Source organism: Wolbachia endosymbiont (group B) of Scrobipalpa ocellatella (assembly GCF_964188425.1).
Classification (GTDB): domain Bacteria; phylum Pseudomonadota; class Alphaproteobacteria; order Rickettsiales; family Anaplasmataceae; genus Wolbachia.
Map to the genome: position 1 here is coordinate 500,915 of NZ_OZ077190.1, position 24,468 is coordinate 525,382.

Genomic DNA, 24,468 nt, shown 5'->3' on the forward strand with positions numbered 1-24,468 from the left:
TCTCCTTTTAAACAATATGACCGAAGACTTTCAGGTCGCACCATCTCAATCACGTATCTGGCCCCAGTGGAATCTCTGCACAGAACATCAACAATACTCTGCTTATCAGAGGCAATTTCAGGGTCCATAATGGTGCTAAGGAATTCAACTTCTTGTATAGTATTTATTTCAGTAAACCCCAAAATATCATTCAAAAAGTGAATAAGGATATTCTTATTTTTTTCAGTACCGAATATTTTCTTAAATGTTAAATCAAGCTTAGGATCTAAAAATTTTGAAAGAGCCATAGGGAATCGACTTAAAAAGCATTAATAATTATACACAATTGTGAAGAAATATTCAACGTTTTTGTGCTAAAGTCTATTAAAGTTAGCTAAATTTCAAGAGTTGGCAAAAAACTACCTTCATAGATGACCATAGAATGCTACTGCGCACCTTAGCTGTTTATTTTATCATCTTTTACAACTCCCTCCATAAACCCCAGCAAATGAATTCATGAGCTATAAAGAGCTTTAAAAACACTTATTTTGGGTGTGAGAGATTAACCTCCTAATAAAAATACAAGCCCAAAAGCTCAATTACGATTTACCTAATATCGTGAGGACAGGTTCATTAATCTCCCACACCTTTACATGATAAAGATCTTGAAACTTAGTGTCAACATTTCAGTAGCAAATTTATGTTAAATCTATATCCTGTCAATATGGACAAAAAGAAGGTTATAATATATACAGATGGATGGAAATCCGGGGCCTGGTGGATGGGCAGCCGTGGTGATGTATGAAAATAAAAGTATCTTTATCAAAAAACGCATCTCTGGAGGTGAAGAAAACACAACGAATAACAAAATGGAGTTAAAGGCTGTGATTAACGGGCTAAAGATGTTGAAAGTTTCTTGCAAAGTTGTTTTACACACTGATAGTCAGTATATTAAACAAGGTATAACAGAGTGGATCAACAAGTGGAAAACAAATGGTTGGAAGACAGCTGATAAAAAGCCAGTAAAGAACAAGGAATTATGGAAGGAATTGAATGAAATTGTCTTGCAGCATGATATTAACTGGAAGTGGGTTAAGGCTCACAGTGGTAATACCTATAATAAAGAAGCAGATAGACTTGCTAGAAAGAAATCTAAAAAGCTAAAATATAGAGATTGTGAGATCAAGAAATCACAAAAAAATAGAGGGAGCTCTAAGTTTTATAGATTGGAGGGAGTGTTATGGCAATAATTCTTTTAGACACAAAAACTATAAATCGTATAGCAGCGGGAGAGGTAATAGAAAGGCCAGCGAGTGTAGTAAAGGAATTAGTAGAAAATGCAATAGATGCTGGAAGTTCAGAGATAGAGATCAAAATAGAAAGTGGTGGGCGTAATCTTATAACTGTAACAGACGATGGAAATGGAATAGAAAAGGAAGATTTGGAACTTGCGTTTATGCGCCACGCTACTTCAAAATTAAGCGATAGTGAGTTAATAGAAATCAAACATCTTGGCTTTAGAGGAGAAGCTTTGCCTTCAATTGCAGCAGTAAGTAGAATGAAATTATCGTCTAAGGCAAGTGGAGCAAAGGAAGCATGGTCTATAAGATATGAGGGAGGAGAAAAAATAAGAGAGATTACCCCTTGTTCTTTGTTGCAAGGTACATATATTGAAGTTCGTGACTTATTTTTTGCTACACCAAATAGACTAAAGTTTCTAAAAACCGAAAGGGCAGAAACACAAAGTATTGTTGATATTGTGAATAACTTAGCGATGATTAATTATAGTATTGGGTTTACTCTCACTTCTGGTAATAAAAAGCTCTTAAAATATGTTAAGCAAACTTCGCTGTTCAACAGATTATGTGAAATAGAAGAAGAATTTCAAAGCAATTCACTGGAAGTTAAAGAGGAAGAAGAAGGCATCAAACTTAAGGGACACATCTGTAAACCTAATGTCAATCGTGGCAACTCAACTCAAATTTATACGTTTGTTAATGGAAGGCCAATAAAAGAGAATCTACTTGTTGGTGTAATTAGATATGCGTATCACGATTTTATTCCAAACAATAGGTATCCTTTTGCAGTGTTGCATTTAGAAGTACCATATGACCAAGTAGATGTAAATGTGCATCCAAATAAATCGGAAGTAAGATTTCAGAATAAAAGGCTAATATATGAAATAGTGAGAAGAGGGATAATAAAAACACTATCAACGAGATTTGCAGCGGGTGATCAAGGTATTGAAGAGGAGCTAATTTTTAATGATAGTAAAAGCCAAGAGCAGGTTGATAGTCAAGAGAAAAAAGATCAAAAAGAATTTTATGAAAAGAGGCCAAGTCTTTTAGAAAATCATTTAATGAAAGAATTCAATGCACCAGATGAAAGAAGGCAAAGCTTACCAGAAACGTTTAAATATGGAGAATCTCCAACCCAAAAGGGAACGATGGTTCTAGAAAAGAAGCAAATTGATTTGATAGAGGATCACCCTCTAGGATATGCACGCTGTCAGGTCTACAATACTTACATTATTGCTGAGGCTGGAGATAGGCTGATTATAGTAGATCAACATGCAGCCTATGAGAGATTGATATACGAGTGCTTAACAAGCATAAAAAGACAAAAACTTCTCATTCCTGAAATAGTTGAAATTAAAAACCAAGCTGGAATGGAGATGGTTAAAACTTATAAAGATAAGCTTTTTGAAATGGGTTTTGGTATTGAAATAGAATCAGAAGATAAAGTAAGGGTAAAAGAAATACCTGCAATCTTGGGAACAATAGATATAAAAGAGATGCTAGTTGATATAGTAGATAAGTTAATGGAAATAGAAGATACGCTACCAATAGAGGATAAGGTGAACAAAATATCATCCATAATCGCTTGCCACGGAGCAGGAAGAAAAATGAAATTGGAAGAGATGAATGAGATACTAAGACAAATTGAGAAAACTCCATATTCTGATCACGGAAGACCAACGTATATAGAAATGAAACTAAGTGATATAGAAAAATTGTTTGAAAGGAGATGAGTTCAGTTTGTCAAAAAGGTTGCCAATTAAGTATACGTAACAGCTCTTCTGGTTATGGAGTATAAAATGTGAAAAAAGAGAATAAATGCTCTAATTTTTTAGATTACAAAGTAATAGGACAGGAAGTAAGAAATCGTAGATTAGCAAAGGGCTATACTCAAAAAGATTTAGCAAAAAAAATCGATACAACATATCAGGTAATACTGCAATATGAAAAAGGAACACGCAGAATTTCAATTAAGAAGTTATATGAATTAGCAGAAGCATTATCAACAACTGCTAGAGATCTAGCTTGCGGACAAGAAGTATCAAATGAGGAAAAGTACGAGGGAGAAGAGGTATTAAATCTAGTAAGAAGACATAAAGAGATTAAGGATCAAGAATTACGTGAAACGTTTTATTTATTAACCAAATTCATCCGTATTAGTGAGGAAGAAAGTGGAAAGGCAGTAAAAGTAGAGGTGGCAAAGGGTTTAGTTAAGGAAGGAGTTTCTGCTCATGTTATCTCTCGAACAACCAATTTATCTATTGATGAATATGATAATGATGAGAAAAAAATTTCTATTCCGTATAAAGTAGGTCAAAGAATAAAAGAATGGAGGTTGAGAAGAGGATACACTCAGGAAGATTTAGCAAGTAAAGTGGGTATAATAAATCAAAGAATATATGAATATGAACAAGGACGAGCTGCTGTTTCACTTGAAATGTTAGATGAAATAGCAAAGGTACTATCAATTAGTATTACAGACCTACTTCCAGAAACAACAGAAAATGAGAATAGTGAAGCAGAGCTATCAAAGTTAATAGAAGAATACAAAAAGATTAAAAGCCAAGAACTACGTAATGTACTAATAAAATCTCTGTTTGAAAGTATACAAGTTTGCAAAGAGAAAGTGGAGAGAGTAGAAAGGATGAAAATTGCAAAGAATTTAGTTAAGGAAGGAATTTCTATCAATATTATTTTAAAAACAGTAGGCATCTCTTTAGACGAAATTCAACAAATTTAAAATAAAAAATCAGTATCTATTAATATCTTTACTTTTTGATGAAAAAATAAGTAAAAAAGATTGAAAAATTGATTTGACTTCACTCAAAAGCTATGGCCTTATGCCAAGACTGCTAAAAAATGGCAGTAAATATATAAAAACATTTTGTTATTAGTGAAGGGTAATTTTTATGAATAATAAGAAAGATCGTAGAGAAGAAATAGAATTCAGAGCATTAGAAAGCAACGGTAAAGCTCTACTTGATCGTGAAGTAATAGAAACGTTTCTAAGTGCAGTGCATGACAGGGAAGAAGCTCGAATTATTGCTAGAAAGCTAATAGATAGTTTTGGAATAGGAGGAGTTTTAGGCCAGGAAATAGATGACTTGAAAACTATAGAAGGGATAACTGACTCTACAGTAGCAGTAATTTTATGCCTAAAGGAAGCTGCAAAGAGAGTACCAAGAGAAGAGTTAAAGAAAGGACCTGTAATGGATAACTTGGAAACCATAGTAAAATATTTAAGGGTGAGTATTGGTTATTCGGAGGAGGAAAAGATGAAAATAATATATTTTGATCAAAAGTGCCATTTAAAGGGGGAAGAAGTGTTCACTGGTACAGTGGATAAGGTACCTTTTTACATAAGAGAAGTAACAAGAAAGGCATTAATAAGGAAAGCGACGTCAATAATAATATCGCATAACCACCCAGAAGGAAGGTTAAAGCCATCTGATGAGGATGAAGCTGTAACTAAAGACTTGGCTAAAGCTTGTCAGACTATAGGGATTAGGTTACTGGATCACATTATCATTACAAGTGTTGGATATTTTAGTTTTAAAGAGCAAGGACTGTTATAAAGCAGATGTTTGAAGTAGATGAAGAGTCTTACTTTTCATGAGTTATTTAGCTACTTGAATGAAGAAAGTATTTGCAAATACATTAATTCTTGTTTATAATTAATGAGAAAGTATATATTAAATTAATTATAAAGTAATAAAGTCGGTTATAGACTTAGTAAAATATATTTAATAGCGGAGGCTAATATGAGTAATAAAATAATTGTACCTTTTGATGATCAAGAAGGAGGTACTTACGAGTTAAACATTGATCTTGATAGATTATCAAAAGGTGAGGTGTTAAATGCGATTATAGGAATTGGTCGTACTAAGGAGCAATCCACCTTTGTAAGCAAAATTAATAAGGCTAAAAAGCCTGAGGAAATAGCACCTTTCCCTGGTAGAGAAGTTCGCGAAAACAAAATCAACTGTGGGAAAGGATTTGACTATGTTTATGGCACAAAACCTGCAAGTGATCAAGAAGATAAAAATCCATTTACCTCTGCCTTGCAAAAAATAAAGCCAAGTATAAGCGAAAGTGAAAAGTTGAGCTGGTTTAAGAGTGGAGTGGTAAAAGCAAAAACCCCAAAAGAGATGAACAAAGTTATAGATGAAGTAATAGGTGATGGAACAAGGCTAAATGCATGTAATGATGGGGAATGGAGTTTCTCAGAGTATGTAGTATTAGGTACACATTTTCATAAATTTGATAAGGTTGATCGTAAAAAGGTAATACGTAAATTAATGTTAAGCGGTGCAGAGTTTCATGATACTCTACTACAGAATAAACTGATAGGTGAAATCTATGATGAGCTACAACCAGAAGTTCAGCCACAGATAGATAAGCAACTAGAAGAACTAGAAAAAGCTGGCGAAAGTGCTGTTCAAGAAGGATCCTTAATAGATCTCGAGATAGACAATACAACATCATATATAGAATTTTCTGATAATAGCAAGGTAGAGGTAGCCAAAATACTGGAAGCAAACAGAAAGTTAGGAAGTAATATTTTAAAAATTGGTAATGATGCAGTTGAGGTTAAAAGCGAGAAGGGAGGTATAAGAAACTATATCGATATGTCAGATGAAAGCTCTATTATATTACAATTTCCTACAAGCATTGGTCAGCTAAATATTATATTGTACCACGATGTAAAAAAATATGATCAAGTACAAGTCAGAGTAGAAAACAAGGAAATGTGGGCTGAGTTACAAAAAAGAGGCGAAGAAATAGGAAAAAACTGCCTTTTTGGGGGAGTGAAACTTCAAGAAGCAGTAGAGAAAGGTAATTTCACTAGATGTGGCATATGGAATGAAAAGTATGCTATAAAAGAGATTAGCAATGATGAAGTATTGTCTTCATGGGTAAATAGGGTATGTGGAGGTAGTAAAGAAACCTTTAGGGAACTTTAATTCATTTATTTTAAGGTTCCAGAGTTTAGTGTGCCGTAGAGACACAAGGAATGTTCAAGTAAGAGCAAACTAAGTGCAAAAGCTACGCAATAGATGGGGGTGGGCCCCTCGGAGCCGGCTTACAAGAGCAGGCTTCAAACAACCATAAGCTGCTTTGGTAAAAAGCTAAGGTAGTGAGCGTTATGGAAAAGGCGCAAATATGCGTCATGTGTAAAATAGAGAGATGAATGAAAATGAACCACTGATAAAGTGTCGAAAGGAATTGGATGATGTCAAAACCAGGGGTTAGACTTAACCTGGGATAAATCTATCGGGAGCTTGTTTACTGGATAGATGGCGTCCGGCATAGAGGTGGCATGAATCTATTTTGGGCTATTGCGTGGAACTGCGGGAACCTGTCGTTTCGATGATAAGGGAGAAATCCAAGGAGCTGATCTCTGAGGATGAGAGTACCGATGCGGAAAACAGGGGCGGATCAGCTCGTAGTAGTGAAGAAGTTTCTGTAATGGAAATGGAGCGAAGGAGCTGAGTTATTTAGTTTTAGTTATTTATCAACCGAAAGGGAGGAGTTAATGAATAAAACAAAGTCTTTTGATATACCAAAGCAACTTATTTGGAGAGCTTATAAACAAGTATCGAAAAATAGAGGTGCTGCTGGTGTAGATGGGGTTTCGATAACAAAGTTTGAGGAAAATCTAAAAGATAATCTATACAAACTATGGAATCGTATGACATCCGGAAGTTATTTTCCAGAGCCTGTAAAAGCTGTAGCAATACCGAAAGATATGGGAGGAGGACAAAGAATTTTATGTGTTCCTTCAGTATCAGATAGGATAGCGCAAACAGCAGCAACAATGTATCTCGAACCGTTAGTGGAGCCAAAATTCCATGAGGATTCATATGGTTATAGATCGAATAAATCAGCATTGGATGCGGTAGATACAGCGCGTAAGAGATGCTGGAAGTACGATTGGGTGGTAGACCTTGATATATCAGGGTTCTTCGACAATCTGGATCACGACTTAGCACTTCAGGCTATCAAGAAACACACAGACTGCAAATGGGTCATACTATATGTTGAAAGGTGGATGAAATCCCCTATACAACTTGCAGATGGCAGTAAAGTAGTTAGGGATAAAGGAGTTCCGCAAGGAGGTTCAGTTAGCCCAATCATCTCTAATATATTCATGCATCATGTGTTTGATATATGGATGAAAAAGAACTATCCGACGGTACCATTTGAGAGATATGTGGACGATGCGATAGTGCACTGCAGAACAGAGAAACAGACAAGATTTGTGAAAGTAATGATCGAAGAAAGATTGGCTGAGTATAGGTTGAAATTACATCCTAAAAAGACACAGATAGTGTACTGTAAGGATGACAATAGGAGAGATGAATTTCCTAAACAAAGTTTTGATTTTCTGGGTTACACATTCAGACCCAGGTTAGCAAGAAATAAAATAGGGAAGCATTTTGTTTCATTTCTCCCAGCAATTAGCAACAAGGCCAAGAAAAAGATTACTACAACCATAAGATCATGGAAAATGCTACGAAATACGCATATAACATTAGAGGAGATATCAGGAAAAGTAAATCCAATAGTCAGAGGCTGGTATCAGTACTATGGCAAATTTTACAGAACTGAGGTCTACAAATCTCTAAAGAATGTAGAGCGGCATCTAGAAAAGTGGGTCAAAAGGAAATATAAGAGACTCAGGAGTCACGGAAGACTAGCAAGACAATTTCTAGGAAAGGTGAGAGATAGGTCTCCAAATATTTTCTATCATTGGACACTAGGTTTAGGGTCAAAAAGGCTAAATAATGGGAGCTGTATAAGCTGAGAGGTTTATGTACAGTTCTGCGAGAGACTGGTAGGGGAAGTTCCACTGGTCTACTCTCCCTGGAGCCTTTGAGCTATAGTAGAAAATATTATATATATGGTTTTTTGCGTGGAAAAAAGTCTAGATTATGAAGTAGGACAAAAAGTAAAAAGTTGGAGGTTAGAGCGAGGTTATACTCAGAAGGGTTTAGCTGAGAAAATTGGTGTAAAGTACTGGGTAATACTGCAATATGAGAAAGGGAACCGTAAAATTCCAATTAAGAAGTTATATGCTATAGCAGAAGCATTATCAGTAAATGTTAAAGGTCTAGTTTGTGGAGAGACGCTACCAAATGAAAAAAGATATTTTGAAGATAAAGAAATATTAAATTTAGTAAAGGGGTATAAGGATAAAGAATTAAGCGAGGTATTTTATTTATTAACCAAATTTATTCGTTTGAGTGAGGAAAGAAGCAGAAAAGCGGTAAAAATGGAAGTAGCAAGGGGTTTGATGAAAGTAGGAGTTTCTGCTCATGTTATCTCTCGAACAACTAACTTATCTATTGGTGAGTATGAGGAGAACAAAATTCCCATTCCATACAAAGTAGGGCAAAGGATAAAAGAGTGGAGATTGATACGAGGATATACTCAAAAAGATTTAGCGAATAAAGTTGGCATAACAAATCAAGGAATATACGAATATGAACAAGGGCGAGCTGCTGTCTCACTTGAAATGTTAGATGAAATAGCAAAGGTATTATCAATCAGTATCATAGATCTACTTCCCGAATCAGATGAGGATAGTGAAGCGGAAGAAAAGCTATCAAACTTGATAGAAGAATACAAAAAGATTGAGAGTCGGGAATTACGCGATATGCTAATCAAGTCTTTATTTAAAAGTATACATGTTTGTAGAGAAAAGGTCAGAGAGGAAAAGAAGATTGAAGTTGCAAGGAATTTAGTGAAAGAAGGAATTTCTGTTGATATTATCTTGCAAACGACAGGCTTATCAAATTATATGATTGAGAAATTTTTGTGATTTCATAAAAACTTAGCCAATGGTGGATTTTTTTGTGATAGAATATATGTTTGCTTCTGTAGGAAAAACAGCTTTTAGAGGATTTATCTATGATAATTCAGAGCATATTGGCTCAGCAAGCTACGAGCTGGGGAAAAAAATAGAAGGTTGTAGGATAGTACAAGGGTATACTCAGGCAAAATTAGCAAGCAAAATTGGTTTAACACATAAGGAAATACATAACTTTGAACTAGGGTGCAAGGCTATTACAATCAAAGAATCGTATATAATAGCAGGAGCATTGTCAGTTAATGTTATAGATCTACTTCCAGGACCAACAGTACTAAGAGAAAACAGTTGGTATGAAGATGAGGATAAAGAAATAGTCTATCTAACAAAAATACATAGAGAAATTAAGGATCAGGAATTACGAAAGAAACTGTATCCATTAGTAAGGTTTGTATATATTAGCGAAAAAATTAGTCAAGAAGAAGCGAAAATAGAAGTAGCAAAGAATCTAGTGAAAGAAGGAGTTTCAGTTGATATTATTTCCCAAGTGACTCGCTTATCTACTTATGAGTATGATGATATAGAGAAAGAAATTTGTACTGATTCTATACTCTACAAAGTGGGGAAAAGGATAAAAGAGCAGAGATTAATACGGGAATACACTCAGGAGGACTTGGCAAATAAAATAGGTTCAACACCTAAAGAAATACACGACTATGAACGAGGATATACAGACATTCCAATTGAAATATTATATAAGATAGCAAAGACATTATCAGTTAACATTAAAGCTCTTGGACTAACAGAATATGAAAATGAGCCAGTTTTGAGGTTTGTAGGTAAATGCGAAAAAATTGAGGATCAAGAATTACTGGATACGGTAGCCAGATCTTTATCTGAAGGAATGCAAACTGGTAAAGAAAAGGTTAAAAAAGCAGAGAAAATCAAGATTGCAAAAGATCTAGTTAAGGAAGGTGTTGCTATTGATATTATTGTGCGAGCAAGTGGCCTAACTGCTGATGAGTGTGAAAATTGAATTGTGTTAAACAATATATTAAGATGTAAGTAAAGATAGTTATATATTTAATATTTCTATACAGAATTTTTCTATCACTTTCTGATTGTCCTCTATCATTGCCTTTGCCTCCTGTTGAAGAAATTTGATATTTTTTGATGTAATGTTATCCATGTCAGCCGACGCTAGCTTCAATTGCGATTGTATTCTTACGTATCTATTGCCTATTACTTGATTCATCTGATAATTTACGCAGTCCAATCCAGAGGCAAACATCACATTTAACAAAGGTTTTATCCAGCCTATTTTTCCAAATCTCTTTGAATTGGCATACTCTATGCTTCTGTCTGTTCTTCCAGTACCTATCGATAACAGTAGAATATCATCATTTGGAAATAACCTCTTACCACTTGCATATGCACAAGCCGCTGGATTATTGGCAAACACCCCACCATCCACTAATACTCTGTTTATCTGGTTAATTTTTAGATGTTTTGGTATGAAATAAGTAGGTGCAGCCGTTGCAGCTCTGAGTGCATCTTTCAGCTTAATATTACCTTCTTTCCAGCTTTTGAAGAAAAATGGGCAGTTATTGTGAATATCGTAACTCGTAATCAACACATCACTTAAAGTGTTTTTAAGGATATCATCGCCAAAATATTTATCCAGTACAAATTCAATATTTTTATGTGGGTATTGTGTGCAATTAAGCCAAGAAAATATTGATCTTCTCAAAAATGAAGATTTAAAAATATATGACCCGTATTTTTGGTAAAGCTCGACTAAATCATTGGCTGAATATTGAGGGTTTCCTTGTTTATCTTTTTTACATAATCCTGCTATAACAATTCCACCGGTTGAGGTTCCTGCCACTAAATCAAAGATTTCAGCTATCGGTTTCCTTGCCCTCTTTTCTATTTCTGCTAGTATAATGGCTGGTATGATGCCTCTTATGCCTCCGCCGTCAACTGAAAGGATGTATTTTGCCATGGTTAGGTATTTATTGATTTTATTAACTTGTTCGCTTTTATCGGGATGTGTTTCCTGCCCAAAAGCCACAGTCTGCTTCACGCCTGGAGAAAATTGCACCAACCTAATAATTGATTCCGTAGACTATGCTAAAAAATCTGTGTTGGTTCAGGCATACCAATTTACCTCAAAGCCTATTGCTGAATCCTTGGTTCAAGCTAAAAAGCGTGGAGTTGATATTAAGGTTATTCTAGATGAATCACAAACTAGTTCAAAACATAGTGTAATTAACGAATTATTTGAGCACAAAATCCCGATATGGATTGACTTTAAACCAGCGATTGCTCATAGTAAAATAATGATTATTGATGATAACAAAATAATAACTGGCTCTTTTAATTTCACCTATGCAGCTGAATCAAGAAATGCTGAGAATCTACTGATTATAACAGGGGATCCTCAATTAGTTGAGCAATACATCGAAAACTGGAAGGATCGTCAATCTCAATCTGATCCTTATACACCAAAAGTAGAAGAATAATTACTTTAAATCAGCTTTAAGTTCATCCAATTCCTCAGAAAGATTTTTTACCCTTTCCTCAAGTACTAACACTTTTTCCATTAAACCATATTCAATGAGTTTATCGTGAAATTGTACCCTTGAGTCTAGCTTGGATAACCACCATATCAATGCTACGGTTTGGATTAATATGGTAATAATTACCGTAATTGGGATTTTTTGCTTTTTCATGTGAAAATATTAACTTGTTATGGATAGTTTTAGAAATTTATGTATAGATTATAGAAAACTTACAGCTTTAGTGATTACTTTTTGTTGATTCGTATTGATCCTCTGCTTTAGCAAGTAGCTTTATGATTTCTCTATATGTTTTGCCTTTGTTTTTATCATATCGCAATTCCACTACAGCCATATCTCTTGGTCTTCTTCCATCTCGATCTGTAGCTATAGGATTTGATCCTTTATCTAATAAGAATTTGACAATTTCTAAATGTCCATTATCTGCAGCATAATGTAGTGCTGTTCGCTTAAATTTATTGGCAGTATTTATATCAACATCCTTTTCTACTAAAAATTTTATAATTTCTAAACATCCTTTTTCTGCAGCATAATGCAATGCTTTTTCGCCAATATTTACATTATTTTGTATCAAGAGCTCGATATTTTCTAGGTCACAAGTTTCAGATGCAATCTCTAATTTAGTAATGCTATCTTTATATCTCTTTTCAGATAAGGAAATACATACGATTACAATACATACTGCTAGTGCTATTAATAAAATTAGTCTATTTTTATATATGATCGAATTTATGTTCATGTATTATATATTTATTTGGAATTAAATGACCATTTGCTTAAGTTTCACTTAAACAGCTTTGCTCACTGTTGCCTCTACTATAGTTTGATATCCTCTATTATTCAGAATATGTTCTGCCTTGCTAATTATCCATTCACCTTCAATTTCCTGACAAAATCCTGAAAGGCTGATCTTAGCTTCTGCAAATAATTCTGGATTACCAGGAACAGTTACATTTAAATTTGATGTACTACGTTTTAGTTGTTTTAACTTAGCTGCTGCTGCACTAATTGCTGATTCTGCGGTAGAGTAAAGCGTTTGCAGGGTATAACTTGGACCCTCATTTCCCACTTTCTCTTCTATAGTTTCTCCCTTTTCATAACTGTGCCATTTTGCAATAACAGATCCATATTTGTTACGCACATTAAAATTTACCTCCCAATTTATAATATCTTTAGGTGTTAATACTGTTGTACCTAACATCTTTCCAGTCGCTGATCTTGCTTCTCCCTTTGGAATAAAAATTATATATCCTCCTGCTGGTTTTACTAGTGCATCATATTTTTTGCCTAATCCTTCCAAAAAACTCATGTCGCTTTCATCTGCTTGAATGGTATGTGGTATAAATGTATTTTCAAATCTTTCAGCGACTTTACCTTCATACCCATGTTCTTGTGCTATTTCTTTAATCAAATCTTCCAAGGTAATGTCTTTCCATTCCTTTGATTTTCTTTCCTTTAATGATCCTCTTAAACTTGCAGCGTCACATTTTATTCTTAAAGTTTGTGGTGGACTTTGTATTGTAATTTGATTTGCCTTATATACCCCCATAGGTAATAAACCTGTTTCTTTATATCCTAGAAAAACCTGTAAATTACCCTTAAGTTCTAAAGCGCTAGAGTTATAACTAATATATATCTCAGCTTCGTCACTTGTAGTACCGGATCCATCAGTAACACGTAATAATATTAAACTCTTTTTTAAAACCTCTGTTACTGGGTTATTTTTTGCTACTATATCAAAGTCTGGCGTCATTCATCTAAAATATTTATGACAGATTCTTTCGATATTTTCTGAATTTTAGGAAGCTTAATTCTTAATCCAGCGGGCAAAAAGCTTGCGTATTCTGCAAGGCCTGGATTTTCAAGCAATACTTCCTCCACTGCTCCACTACTGTATCCATAATGTTTCCAGCAAATGTAATCCAACATTTCGTTTTCTTTCGTGTAATAATAAATCACTTACTGTAACTTTTTAACTTCAAAATAAACTCAACTTTTCTCGGTTTTCCATCAGGAAAAAATAATATCTGCTTTTCTTCTACATTAGTAATGACAAAATTTCCAAATACACTTCCTGAATTATCAACTAGAACGTGTGGTTCTTGAGTGTTACGTATATTTTTTAGCTGTTCTAAGCCATTACTCTGATAACGTGAATAAATCACTCCTGTTAAATCAATACATTCAATTCCTGAACCAATGTTTTGTAGCGACGTTTTTTCAATACATTCAATTGTATACCACCTTTTTTCTTTACTGTATCTTAGGCTTATTGGTTCAAGCTTACATTTTCCAAGCAACATCAATGTAACTCTTCAACTATATCAAAAAGTGCCCCACGTGCTTGTTCTCTAAATCGTTCTATTACTGCATCAGCAACGCTGCGGACATCTTCAGACTTAATGTTGATATTAAACGTTTGATAGAATGCTTGGTTATATACTTTAGATTCCCTATTTTCATATCTACTTTTCTTGAATGCTTTCTCAATTTCTTCTTGTTCTATAGCTCTTTTTTCTTCTATAACACCTTTAACTTTAAAACTCTCAAAATTGCCTTTACTATTTTCTGAAAATTGTTTAATAGCACTATTACTTGTCAATGGGTTTCCGTTACTGAAAATGCTATTTTTAGAAAGCTTATTAACAAAATTTCCATTATTTTCAAATTTTCTAATCGGGTTATTCTCAGCAAATATGCTACTAACTGTATTTCCCATCCATGAAAAAGCTTTTCCTATAGGTTCAATGAGTGATTTCCAAAAGCTAGAGAAAAAGTCTTTCACTTTTTGCCAGTTAGTTAGAACATAAGCTGCACCAGAAACAAGACTCGCTATTAAAAGTCCAATTGGGTTAGTCATTACAGCTAGTGTTATTGCTCTTAGCCCTGTTATTACTGCAGGGAAAACTATAGCTGATAAAAATGAAAATGTTGCCAATATCGTTGCTTTAAGACCAAAAATTGTACTTCCTAATAAAGTAATTCCATAGCCTACTCCCACTACTAAGACTTTCAAACTTATCAAAGCTGCTAAAGTACTCATGATTACTGTAGTTAAAGTTGGATATTTTTCTGCAAAAGAAGCTATACGCTCTGTTATTGCTTTCAAACTTCCAGCTACATAATTTAAAGTAGGCAACATCACTGACCCTAGATTCATTCCAGCTTCAAATACTGCATTTTTAAGTAATTGTAATTTATTAGCTGTAGTGTTTGCCCGATTTTCAAATTCTTTCTGCATTGAGGAGCGGTACTTTCCTTTATCAGCTACCTGTTCAATAGCTTTCTTATAAATGTCTAAGCTTCCTACTAAAAGAGCAATGTCATCTTGAAACCCAGCGCCAAATAGATTCATAAGAATACCGGCACGCTCTTGATCGTCTATTCTTTTTAAAGTTTCAAGGAATTGTAATATTGCCTCTTGAGGATTTTTTTTAATGGTTTGTTCGAGCTCTTCTATACTTGTTCCCATCTCATCTAATGCATCGTGAAATTCAGGACTTTGCTCTCTTGCAGTCTGTAGTTTACTAAGAAAGTTATTTATAGCAGTTGCTGCTTTTTCAGGTTGTTTACCTAAACTTATGAACGTACTTGCTAAGCTACTTGCTTGATCAACTTCTAAACCAAACTGTTTAGCATTACCACCAATTCTATTTAATGTAAGAACCACTTCTTGTGCTTTAGCAGCGGTATTGTCTGAGAGATGGTTTATTATGTTACCTACATTTTCCATACCATCAACTTTAATTCCATAGACGTTGGATATTTTCGCAATAGCATTACCAGCTTCTTCTGCCGACATATCAAACGCTGTGGTCATTTTGGCAACTACTGTTGTAAACTTAATAAGATCATTTTTGTCAATACCAAGTTGACCACCACTTGCAGCTATTTGTGCTAATTCTGCAGCTGACAAGGGTATCTCCCGAGATAATTTCTTTAACTCTTTAGCAAACTTTAATGCTTCATCTTTAGTGTCATTTTGCACAAATTTTACTACTTTCTTTACATCAGCCATAGCCGATTCAAAATCAACAGCAACTTTAATTGGCGCTGCAAGCGTTAGCCCTAGCCCAATAGTCTCTATAATTTGTGACTTAAAATGTGCTTTGCTTGCTAAAAAACTTTGGTGACTACGTATTGCAGACCCAAGCTTACCATACTTACCTTTTAGCACTTCAATAGAAGAACCAAGTTTATATTGATCACTTACTAATGACTTAATATTTCTTCCACTTTTTCTTACTGCTTCATTAAATGAATGCAAAGCATCTCTCTTTTTCAAATATGCTTCTTTTGCTTTTATTGCGGAGGTTTTGGCCTTGTCAAATTCTGCTTTTAAGGTTTTGCTCGGTTTCTCTATTGCCTTCATTTGTTTAGCTAAAGATTTTACTTGATCTTCAAAGCCCTTCCACGACCTCCTGCTAGTCAAAACATCATGACCCAACTGCTTAAATTTTGATACTGATTTTAAAGATGAGTCAAGCTTCCTTATGTTCTCACCAAGATAAGTAAGTTGATTACTACTGCCCTTTATTACAGTATTAAAACTGCCATCTAAAACAGCTCCGATTTTTATAGATAACGTTGACATTTAAGCTCCCTTGCTAATTTGCTCCATGAAATAAATTCACTAATCTCCATATCAAGAATGTGCTCAACTCCACCACCTATGATAGAGCCAAGCACTAGTATTTCTGATCTCAAGTTTTTTGGATAATCGGTGAAAAAAAATCCTTTAATACCTCTTGCACTTTTACATAATCAGCAATATCTAATTCTTCAATTGCTTCTTTTGCAACTGATGTCAGATTGGCAGTCAAAGTTACTTCCTTATTTAGGTCACTACCACTAATGCGTTCTATTGCCAAATAGTCTCTAACTTTTGGACGTCTAACGGTAAGTTCTGAAACAGAAATTCCATCAACTGTAATTGGGTTGTTTAGTGTTATAGTTTGCATAAAATTCTCCTATAAAAAATAAAATCTTGTAAAACATTTATAACTATTTGATCAACATCTAAAAAATATAATTCTAAAAATCTTCATATTCCAAGTACCGTCTGAAGTAGTGCCATCTGATCAACACCGTTAATCTTACGGATCATATTTTCAGCATCGATCTCTATTAATTCATTACCACCTATAGTAAGTTTATAATAATGCGCAGCTACAGTGCATTTGAGAGTGGCTTTTTCAGCAGGTTTCCAGCTACCAAAATCAAATTCTTTAAAAATGCCTCTTAAATTGATTATTACTCCTTCAATATCATTGCTACCACTACCTTGCATTCCACCACGGAGCGTCAAAGCTACTGAATTCCCATTTATCAGCCCAAATAGCCGAAAGAGCTCTGTATCGTATTCAGCAAAAGTGAAATCTGCTTCAATCTTTTCCATGCCCATATCAATATTTACTGTAATATCCATACCACCAGCACGATACTCTTCTGTTTTTATGGTAAGTTTTGGTAGGGTAATTTCATCTATTTTTCCTGCATAACCACGACCATCAACAAATACATTAAAATTCTTTAAAATCTTTGGTAACATCTCTTTCTCCCCTTTTTATAATATTGTACCACTCACAAGATGTGACCTGAAAGTAATCTGTTCTGCTGGATATGGTGGTGTAAACTCGAAATCAAAATACACTTTCCCGCTTGCAATGTTTGCCGGTGTATTGAGCTCTGGTGTTGCATAACATTTTCCACTGATAATCGCTCCTTGTGCTTTTAAATTGGCCAAATAAGAATTTACCCCCTCAATCACATCATCTATATAGGTTTTGGTAATATTGCGATCAACTGCCCATAAATGAGCTCGAAGTAAACTATCGTTAATTAAATCTGCAGTCCTTCTCACTGACAAAAAAGCCCATTTTGAGTCATTTGAACATGTCCTATTTCCCCAAAGCCTATAGCCATTTTGATGAATTATCGTTGTTACTTCATTTTCATTTAAATGGTTTGCTCTACAATTTGTATTACCGAGCGTAAAATCAATAGGCCTGCTTGTTCCAACAATACCATTTATCTCTTTATTTGAAGGTGAATGCCAAAATCCTTGCTCGCTATCTATTTTAGCTATTAAACCTGCTACAAATGGGCTTGCCGGTTTTTCTTCCCCTTCAAACACCTTAACCCATGGATCAACTACGTAAACTCTTGAATTACTGATGCTTTTTCGCCATTTTATTGCTTCTTCATCATTGGTATTTGGTCCATCTGCAACAATAATTGCTCTTAATTTTTCTGCTATGGAAATTAAAGCACTCACTACTGGATTTACTCCATCTATTTCAGGTAACTGATGAGTAAACTGAGGTGCAATTAATATTCTTGGCGCAACATGGACTATACTTTCACTGCTGAGAAATGCCTCAATTCCCTGATATTCTCCAGTCTCTTTATCAACTCCACCGATTATACTTTGAATAGTTTCACTTTCTTTGAGCTTTGAATCGCTGTTTTCACTTTCTTTAACTCGAATAACTACTACTGTTGCACCGATTTGGGAAAATATTCCATTTACTGCAGAAGGTAAACTTCCATTCTTTCCAAGTCTTGCTGCTTCTTTTAAGCTTCCTGCTATCAGTACCGGTTTATTCAGTGGAAATTTTTGCTCATCAGCTTCAGGTGCAGTACCAATTACACCTATCACTGATGATTTAGCTGCACGTACTGTTTTTGCTCCTGAGGTTACCTCAATAACATTTACTCCGTGCAAAAATTCTTCAACCATTTCTTTGCATCTTTTGTTTAAAATCGTTTAGTAAGTTCTCTACACTTTTGGCTTCTGCAATTTTCTTCTTGGTAATGTCTTCCAACTCTTCACATTTCATTATTTCTTTTACTGCTTTTTTTACTTTTTCTTCAATGATTCTTGCCATTTCAGTAACTGTAATACCACGTACTTTTGCTAATGGCTCTATAATTTCTGCATCTTTTTCGTCTATAGATTCTGGTGCTGCTAGAATGTTTTCTGCGGCTTTTGCTTGTATTTCGTACGACTTAAGCTTCTGATGAGAATATCCTGCGTATTGGTGAGTATAGTTATTATAATAAGTACGGAGACTAGAAAGTGCAGAAAGTTTTGCATTTTCCAATAATTCCAGCTCAATATCTTCCTTATTCCTTTCAACAATTTTCTCTCCTTCTGTTAAACAATAACTTTTTTGCCAGTCAAAATTCTTTGGCGCTTCATACCAATCATTTCCAATTGGCTTACTTTCAAGCGTTGTTGTTTCTACTTGTTTGTTATGTTCAAATCTAATATAAATTGGCATTGGTTTTCTCCGTTTTTAATTCCAAATTTTATGAGTGGCATCTAATCCTGGGCATTGCCAAGCTCTTAGCGTTCTCTCTACGTCCACCTCAAGTCCTGTGGTTAGAAAATTGCTGCGAAAGTTATATATTCCCCACTGAATAAATTGACCATAGATTGTGCTATACGTATGCTCACTTTCAAAGAACTCAGGTGTCTCACCAACTCTTTCACCCCCTGAGTGAAGATTGGATGACGTATAAAGTAACACTGTAACAGTTTTTCCTGCTGGAATGATTATGTTACCTGATGCAATAAATTCAGGACTGTTAATTTCATGCTGGTAAATACGTGCCCAAGTAATTCTCGAAATCTCTGACTTCCTTGTATTAGTTTTATCAGGTGTACCTATAAATAATCCTGCTCCTCCATAATTAACTTCATCTTTATACCACATTGCAGATCCAACAAAGTTTAGAGTTTTACTTATATCTACATTGCTTGTGTTTTTTACGAATATTACTCCCAATGCAGCATAAGGGTATTTCAGCATATTGAATTGCTCAGAAAATCCATCATACATGAATCTTGGGTATAATTCTCCATAGATAAATGTACCTTTGCTTCCCTCTAAAAAACTGAGTTGTCTTGGCCGATAAAAACTAACATAGCTTGTATCATATGTGTGAGTACCTGCTAGTAGTTGTAGCATATAGTCTGTTTTTGTTACATCACTACTCCACTGACCAAGCTCAGTTGTAAAAGTTCCGTGGCCAAAGTAATTATTTTTTCTACTTAGTACACCAAATAAAAAAGGTAATGCTCCAGGTTCAATCATATGACGATTTCTTACTTCTTTCATGATTGATGAGCCACTTGGTACATCATTAACAGTACGGAAGTTATTCACTAAACCTTTAAGACCATCTTTATGATCATCGCCAACACTGTTTATTGCTGCAATATTGGCATTCTTTCTTGTATCAAGTAGCGATAAATTTGTTGTTCCTTTTTCATCAATTCTCTTTAATAACTGCTTCTCTGATTCAGAGATCACTGCTAAAGAACTAGCTTTTTTATTATCCAGATCAGTTAAGTGTTTTTTTGCACTATCAAGAAGTTCTTTTAGCTTACCATCTGTCATCTGTACAATTTCAGAAACTGAACTTTTGCCGATTATTGATTCCAGTGCTTTAGCAAGATATGCTAGTTGATCTGGAGTACTGTTTTCTGCTAAATCCTTAAGTCTTTTTTGTAGTGCATCAATTATTCCTTTTACTTCAGTCATCTGCACAATGTCAGCAATAGCTTTTTTATCTGCTATCAATTCCAGTGATTTTGCAAGATATGCCAGTTGATCAGGTGTGCTGTTTGCTGCTAAATCCTTTATCCTTTGATGTAACGCTTCTATTGCTTCTTTCATTCCCAAAAATTCAAAAAAGTTTCAAATCTAAATCGTTTAAAATTATTTTTTAGTTGATTATGCTCATCTTCTCTTTCGGTAATATCTTCATCTATTTTCTCAATTGTGATACGGATACGAACAACATCCTGCACAGCAATATTTTCTGGATGAGGCAGTGGATATCCTCGTTTGGTTTGGTCAACAGTCATTATGTGACAATCACTCTGAGATTTTTTACCTTAGGGCGATAAACAACTGTTCCACTTAAAACTAATTTTATCCTTGTCTCATTAGCATTAAAGTTTGTCAGTACATGAGTTCTCTCCACCCAGCTTTCTCCAATTGGTTTTCCTGATGTTAAATTTACTAATTGCCAATCCACGTTTTTTTGTACATATGCTTTAACATCTGCAGTGCCAGGTATTAGCGCATCATACGTTATGGTGATTTTAGTGTTAGCTCCTGCTGTAATGCTTCTAGTTACATAATCTCCTTTTTCCCCTATATTACCCATAACTAGCTGTAACCCAGGATATAGCACTGGACTTTTTTCTTTTGACCCTTTTAAATTTGCCTTTACTGTTAGCTCTCCAGATAGTCTTTCACGCAGCGCGAGCGGCAAGTTATCAGATAGAAAATTTTCTTTTCCTTCTTCATCTGTCAGAATAAATTCTACATTGGTATCAAATGCTACTTTTTCGACGTTCGTCAAAACAATTAAATCTGATACGTTATTTGCAGTAACTTTACCAAGATCAATAACGTGAGAATTTTCGCTAAATTTTGCAGCTAGTAGTCGAAACGTTAAATCTAAATTTTGATGTGGAGTCCAGGTGCTTGCATTGCTAGATGAAAGTAATACTCCTACTTGATATGGCTGACTTGTTACCCAACGGCTATTTACTGCATCATATTTGCCAAGTTCTGCTATCTTTACTGCAGTACCAGGATCATCAGTAAGCAGTACTATTGCATACTCCTCTCCTGCATGGCAAAACACTGGTGGCCATTCTATACATGTTGCTGTGCCATCTATCTTTATATCTTTTGGCTCAATATAACTTTCAGCAATGACAGTCTGCGAGGGCATTCCCACTGCTGTTTCTCTAATCTGCACAACAACACGTTTTTTGCCGCTATTTGTGAACCATAAGTTTAGGCCTCCTATGTGTCTGCTCTCATTTAAAGTAAATGTTTGGGCTAAAGGGTCAATTCTTCTTGCTGCGATAACTCTTCTTCTTTCTTCTATAGTAATAGTTTTTTTACCAGTATAAGTTGTCTCTCCATAGCTTCCTTTATCCCCATAAAATTGTACTAATTTAGTACCTGCTGGAATATTAGCAGGAACGGTAAATCTTCCTTTTAATTTTCCCTGGTTGTTAGCTGTGAGCATATTTTTACCTCTTACGCAGTAGGCTGAATGAAGATACCATCGAACTTCACCTCCTTGAGCTTTTCATTTGGCTCAAAACCTTCGATCTCAAAATTCTGTACTGCTTCTCGCATAAATTCAGTTTCATAAGAATTACTTGACAATAGCTCTGTTGTTTCTCTAGTATTAAACACTCTAGTTACTGGACTTTTCCAATTCGTGGTAACCTCTGTCCAGTGGTCAATGTTTTTATTTAGAGTAATTTGTGCCGGGACTGGATCAAAAGCTTGATATGGATTGATCTTTTCTCCTTTGGTCTGTAAAAGCTGCTCCAGTACCGGTTCAAGTTTATAAGGCAAAAGATATCTTTCCCCACCTTTTTCAATATCTGCAACTTCTACATCTATTGGCAGAACTAGCTCTCTATTTACTATTGCTGCAGACTGCGAAATTCCTTGATCACGCATATCATCATCAAAGAATGAATCAACAAATATTCCTTTTTTGGTGGTAGGTTCTCTTGAATTTGCATCACTGCGTAGACGTTCCTGTGCAACAAGAGCATAAAGATCATTTATTCCTTTTTTCATTGCTTCAAGCTCATTCATCGGTACAGCATGAATAGCATTATTCACTATTTTTATCCCTTCTTTTTCTCCGTTTTTCCATGTCTGATGAATGTAGCAGAGCAAAAGTTGTCCGCTAGGTGCTTTAGGCATTGATGGTCGCCAAGGGTGAGCTATACCTTTTATTCTCCTTACTGCTCCTTTGCTATCGATAGTAATTAAATCAAAGCGGGGCATTTTCCAGGTGTAATCAATCAGAACCAAGCTGTTATCAACTGCTCCTTTTACTTTACATCCCTCTTCACTTATATCTTCAGGACTTACATGAGTGCGACAGTGGTAAGTTATTTGATAACTACTTCCAGGAGCTGGCTCTTTACCAGGTAATGACCAATCGACGTTTCCTGCGTTTAATTTGTAATCTATACTATTTTCATAAATAACATTACCTTGTTTAATTTGAATAATCTCAAGTACCGCAGAGTCAGGTATTGGATCAACAGCTCCTGAGTATGAACCGTGAGTAATGGTAATGGTTTTTTGAACGGTTATATCTACTTTTTTAATTTCACTTATTGGAAAATCATTAACTTTAAGTTCCATTACTCTTTGGCTATTTGGCTGAAAAGTATGTGGTTCTGATTCAACTGATTTTATATCCGGATCTTCATCAAAAGAAACACGAATACTGTGAGGAAGTTCAATCTCATAGCCATCAACATGAGCTTTGCCCTCATTAATCACAAATATTTTTTTCCCCTTTTCGTCCCCTTCTTCTCTCTGCAAACAAATTACTTCTAGACCGTTTACTACGTAAGATCCATTTGCTTCTTTATCATAACGAGCAAGAGCTGTAGTTACTATGTTTGCTTGTGGTGGCGGTGAATGTTCTATTAATACTCCATTTTCAATGTTATAAATTGGATAAAATTCTCCTTCAGAAAAACGTGGAGAAAGACCTTCTGCTTGATAACCCCAAATGGTGGAAACTTTAAGCCTTGCAGCGCCTACTTCTTGATAATTACGTGTACCAACTGCAGGATCACGAAGATTTTCGTCCTCAAGTTCTGTAATTGTAGATTCTAGATAATAAACACCTATGCGAACTGTAGTATTAAGCGGGATAACAAACTCTTTTGCCTCTACCTTTCTCACCGCTCCACGAAGATAGATTTTTCCTGACTCAAGTGTAACTTTTTCCCCATCTATGATGCAATTGCTTCCTGTTATAACATCACCATCACGAAATATTGCATCACCTATGCCTTTAAGCTTAGAGAGAGCATATTCTTGGGTTTCGTTTAATTCTGCAGATTGTAGACCTCTTCCTGCCAGGAACAAACTTTTTTCGTACTCTTTGTCAGGATTAAAGCGGTTATAATAGGCGTTTAAAGTCATTTTATGCTAGAAAAATTCAAAAAGTTACAACAAATGAAAAAGTTTCCCGAGTTGCAGATGTTCTGATAAGTGGTACGGTGTGTTCTAAAACTAACAAAATCCCAGGATTTTCCACGTCTTTTGGCTCGAAATATCTCTGTCCTTCAGGTAATCCTTCTTTTATTTTAGTACCAACCATAACCCCTAATTCCCGTATAACTTGATTTGCTGCGTCCGTGAAATCGAAAGTAAATTTAAGGTAGAGATTGTTGGTTGGTACAGCGGAAGATTTAAACCTTCCAGAAGGAGTTATAAGTTCGCCGTTTTCATCACCTTTGCAGAAGAGAACTTCGTCTGCAGTACGTCTGCCAAGTTCATTGAGTAGTTTTTGAGAAGTAATAGGCTCCGGTGGTGTGCTTTGAACGTACTCTATAGTAACTGTACTATTCTCTACAATAGAGCTATTTTCTGTGCGCTGAATAACACCAGTACTACTCTCAACTATATAATCTATACTTGGCTGATAAGTTGTTTGTCTGATAAAAATTTTTACGTCTTTAATGGGATGGTGATCAAGCTTGATTTCGCTATCAGCTGCAAAAGTTTTTTCTACTTTATGATTGCTTTCCCAACCTGCATCACCTGTTCCCCAGGCAAGATGTATCGGCTGCTCTTTTATACTTGCTGCTATTGCTGCTCTTCCTGATTGTGTAAGAATTGACACCTGTGATGAGTTTGAAAGGCTTATATAATATATATTCAGGATTTGGAAAATTTTTGTCCAAAAAAAATGAATTTTTGCCTAATTTTTT

General features: G+C 35.0%; 25 protein-coding genes and 2 pseudogenes. 9 read left to right on the forward strand and 18 right to left on the reverse strand.

Features of this window, described 5'->3' with window-relative positions:
• Positions 1-41: 41 nt before the first annotated feature.
• Positions 42-287 (reverse strand): annotated as a pseudogene (locus AB3210_RS02295) (PD-(D/E)XK nuclease family transposase); the annotation flags it as partial.
• A 416-nt stretch (positions 288-703) separates the two neighbouring features.
• Between AB3210_RS02295 and rnhA the strand changes: the two are divergent.
• The 8 genes and pseudogenes from rnhA to AB3210_RS02335 form a co-directional block, all read left to right on the forward strand.
• Positions 704-1,127, forward strand: a pseudogene (gene rnhA, locus AB3210_RS02300) (ribonuclease HI); the annotation flags it as partial.
• 92 nt (positions 1,128-1,219) lie between these two features.
• On the forward strand, positions 1,220-3,010 hold the full coding sequence (gene mutL / locus AB3210_RS02305; RefSeq protein ID WP_264377091.1) for a DNA mismatch repair endonuclease MutL: 1,791 nt from the start codon (positions 1,220-1,222) through the stop codon (positions 3,008-3,010).
• Between the two features lie 68 nt (positions 3,011-3,078).
• Complete coding sequence (locus AB3210_RS02310; RefSeq protein WP_264377092.1) at positions 3,079-4,017, forward strand: helix-turn-helix domain-containing protein; 939 nt, start codon at positions 3,079-3,081, stop codon at positions 4,015-4,017.
• A gap of 169 nt (positions 4,018-4,186) precedes the next feature.
• A complete protein-coding gene (locus AB3210_RS02315) occupies positions 4,187-4,852 on the forward strand; it encodes a RadC family protein (protein ID WP_264377377.1) in 666 nt (221 codons plus the stop codon).
• 186 nt (positions 4,853-5,038) lie between these two features.
• Positions 5,039-6,241 carry a hypothetical protein gene (locus tag AB3210_RS02320; RefSeq protein ID WP_264377094.1) on the forward strand — a complete coding sequence of 401 codons (1,203 nt, stop codon included), beginning with the start codon at positions 5,039-5,041 and terminating at the stop codon, positions 6,239-6,241.
• Positions 6,242-6,813: 572 nt separating this feature from the next.
• Positions 6,814-8,085, forward strand: coding sequence for a group II intron reverse transcriptase/maturase (gene ltrA, locus AB3210_RS02325; protein WP_264377358.1), 1,272 nt, complete (start codon positions 6,814-6,816; stop codon positions 8,083-8,085).
• A 96-nt stretch (positions 8,086-8,181) separates the two neighbouring features.
• Complete coding sequence (locus AB3210_RS02330; RefSeq protein WP_264686027.1) at positions 8,182-9,102, forward strand: helix-turn-helix domain-containing protein; 921 nt, start codon at positions 8,182-8,184, stop codon at positions 9,100-9,102.
• Between the two features lie 46 nt (positions 9,103-9,148).
• The gene (locus tag AB3210_RS02335; protein ID WP_264686056.1) at positions 9,149-10,126 is read left to right on the forward strand and encodes a helix-turn-helix domain-containing protein; all 978 of its coding nucleotides are present in this window, start codon (positions 9,149-9,151) and stop codon (positions 10,124-10,126) included.
• A 39-nt stretch (positions 10,127-10,165) separates the two neighbouring features.
• Here the strand turns inward: AB3210_RS02335 and AB3210_RS02340 are convergent, their stop codons facing one another.
• Positions 10,166-11,095: a patatin-like phospholipase family protein gene (locus AB3210_RS02340; RefSeq protein ID WP_264377097.1), complete on the reverse strand. Its 930-nt coding sequence runs from the start codon at positions 11,093-11,095 to the stop codon at positions 10,166-10,168.
• On the opposite strand from AB3210_RS02340, the gene AB3210_RS02345 reads away from it, so the two are divergent.
• Positions 11,094-11,615 (forward strand): phospholipase D family protein, encoded by a 522-nt coding sequence (locus AB3210_RS02345; protein ID WP_264377098.1) that lies wholly within the window; start codon positions 11,094-11,096, stop codon positions 11,613-11,615. The genes AB3210_RS02340 and AB3210_RS02345 overlap by 2 nt on opposite strands.
• Here AB3210_RS02345 and AB3210_RS02350 read toward each other — a convergent pair whose 3' ends face one another.
• The 16 genes from AB3210_RS02350 to AB3210_RS02425 form a co-directional block, all read right to left on the reverse strand.
• Positions 11,616-11,825 carry a hypothetical protein gene (locus tag AB3210_RS02350; RefSeq protein WP_262986488.1) on the reverse strand — a complete coding sequence of 70 codons (210 nt, stop codon included), beginning with the start codon at positions 11,823-11,825 and terminating at the stop codon, positions 11,616-11,618.
• Positions 11,826-11,892: 67 nt separating this feature from the next.
• A complete protein-coding gene (locus AB3210_RS02355) occupies positions 11,893-12,411 on the reverse strand; it encodes an ankyrin repeat domain-containing protein (RefSeq protein WP_262986489.1) in 519 nt (172 codons plus the stop codon).
• 48 nt (positions 12,412-12,459) lie between these two features.
• A complete protein-coding gene (locus tag AB3210_RS02360; protein WP_264377099.1) occupies positions 12,460-13,425 on the reverse strand; it encodes a phage late control D family protein in 966 nt (321 codons plus the stop codon).
• Entirely contained in the window at positions 13,422-13,601 is a 180-nt protein-coding gene (locus tag AB3210_RS02365; RefSeq protein ID WP_214303299.1) for a tail protein X, read from the reverse strand. The genes AB3210_RS02360 and AB3210_RS02365 overlap by 4 nt, the downstream gene beginning before the upstream one ends.
• A gap of 26 nt (positions 13,602-13,627) precedes the next feature.
• Positions 13,628-13,975: a phage tail protein gene (locus AB3210_RS02370; RefSeq protein ID WP_262986492.1), complete on the reverse strand. Its 348-nt coding sequence runs from the start codon at positions 13,973-13,975 to the stop codon at positions 13,628-13,630.
• Positions 13,975-16,266, reverse strand: coding sequence for a phage tail tape measure protein (locus AB3210_RS02375; protein WP_262986493.1), 2,292 nt, complete (start codon positions 16,264-16,266; stop codon positions 13,975-13,977). Before AB3210_RS02375 ends, AB3210_RS02370 begins: the two co-directional genes overlap by 1 nt.
• Positions 16,248-16,379, reverse strand: coding sequence for a hypothetical protein (locus AB3210_RS02380; protein ID WP_341821595.1), 132 nt, complete (start codon positions 16,377-16,379; stop codon positions 16,248-16,250). Before AB3210_RS02380 ends, AB3210_RS02375 begins: the two co-directional genes overlap by 19 nt.
• Positions 16,376-16,633: a phage tail assembly protein gene (locus tag AB3210_RS02385; RefSeq protein ID WP_264686026.1), complete on the reverse strand. Its 258-nt coding sequence runs from the start codon at positions 16,631-16,633 to the stop codon at positions 16,376-16,378. Before AB3210_RS02385 ends, AB3210_RS02380 begins: the two co-directional genes overlap by 4 nt.
• 83 nt (positions 16,634-16,716) lie before the next feature.
• Positions 16,717-17,223, reverse strand: coding sequence for a phage major tail tube protein (locus tag AB3210_RS02390; RefSeq protein WP_264690043.1), 507 nt, complete (start codon positions 17,221-17,223; stop codon positions 16,717-16,719).
• A 15-nt stretch (positions 17,224-17,238) separates the two neighbouring features.
• Positions 17,239-18,414, reverse strand: a complete 1,176-nt coding sequence (locus tag AB3210_RS02395) for a phage tail sheath subtilisin-like domain-containing protein (RefSeq protein WP_264377103.1) — start codon at positions 18,412-18,414, stop codon at positions 17,239-17,241.
• Positions 18,407-18,958: a hypothetical protein gene (locus AB3210_RS02400; RefSeq protein WP_264377104.1), complete on the reverse strand. Its 552-nt coding sequence runs from the start codon at positions 18,956-18,958 to the stop codon at positions 18,407-18,409. The genes AB3210_RS02395 and AB3210_RS02400 overlap by 8 nt, the downstream gene beginning before the upstream one ends.
• Positions 18,959-18,973: 15 nt before the next feature.
• The gene (locus AB3210_RS02405; protein ID WP_264377105.1) at positions 18,974-20,359 is read right to left on the reverse strand and encodes a hypothetical protein; all 1,386 of its coding nucleotides are present in this window, start codon (positions 20,357-20,359) and stop codon (positions 18,974-18,976) included.
• On the reverse strand, positions 20,356-20,550 hold the full coding sequence (locus tag AB3210_RS02410; RefSeq protein WP_264377106.1) for a hypothetical protein: 195 nt from the start codon (positions 20,548-20,550) through the stop codon (positions 20,356-20,358). The genes AB3210_RS02405 and AB3210_RS02410 overlap by 4 nt, the downstream gene beginning before the upstream one ends.
• Positions 20,550-21,734: a hypothetical protein gene (locus AB3210_RS02415; protein WP_264377107.1), complete on the reverse strand. Its 1,185-nt coding sequence runs from the start codon at positions 21,732-21,734 to the stop codon at positions 20,550-20,552. The genes AB3210_RS02410 and AB3210_RS02415 overlap by 1 nt, the downstream gene beginning before the upstream one ends.
• Positions 21,735-21,745: 11 nt before the next feature.
• Positions 21,746-23,677, reverse strand: a complete 1,932-nt coding sequence (locus AB3210_RS02420; RefSeq protein WP_264690044.1) for a DUF4815 domain-containing protein — start codon at positions 23,675-23,677, stop codon at positions 21,746-21,748.
• 16 nt (positions 23,678-23,693) lie between these two features.
• Positions 23,694-24,380 (reverse strand): hypothetical protein, encoded by a 687-nt coding sequence (locus AB3210_RS02425; RefSeq protein WP_264686082.1) that lies wholly within the window; start codon positions 24,378-24,380, stop codon positions 23,694-23,696.
• Between the last annotated feature and the right edge of the window lie 88 nt (positions 24,381-24,468).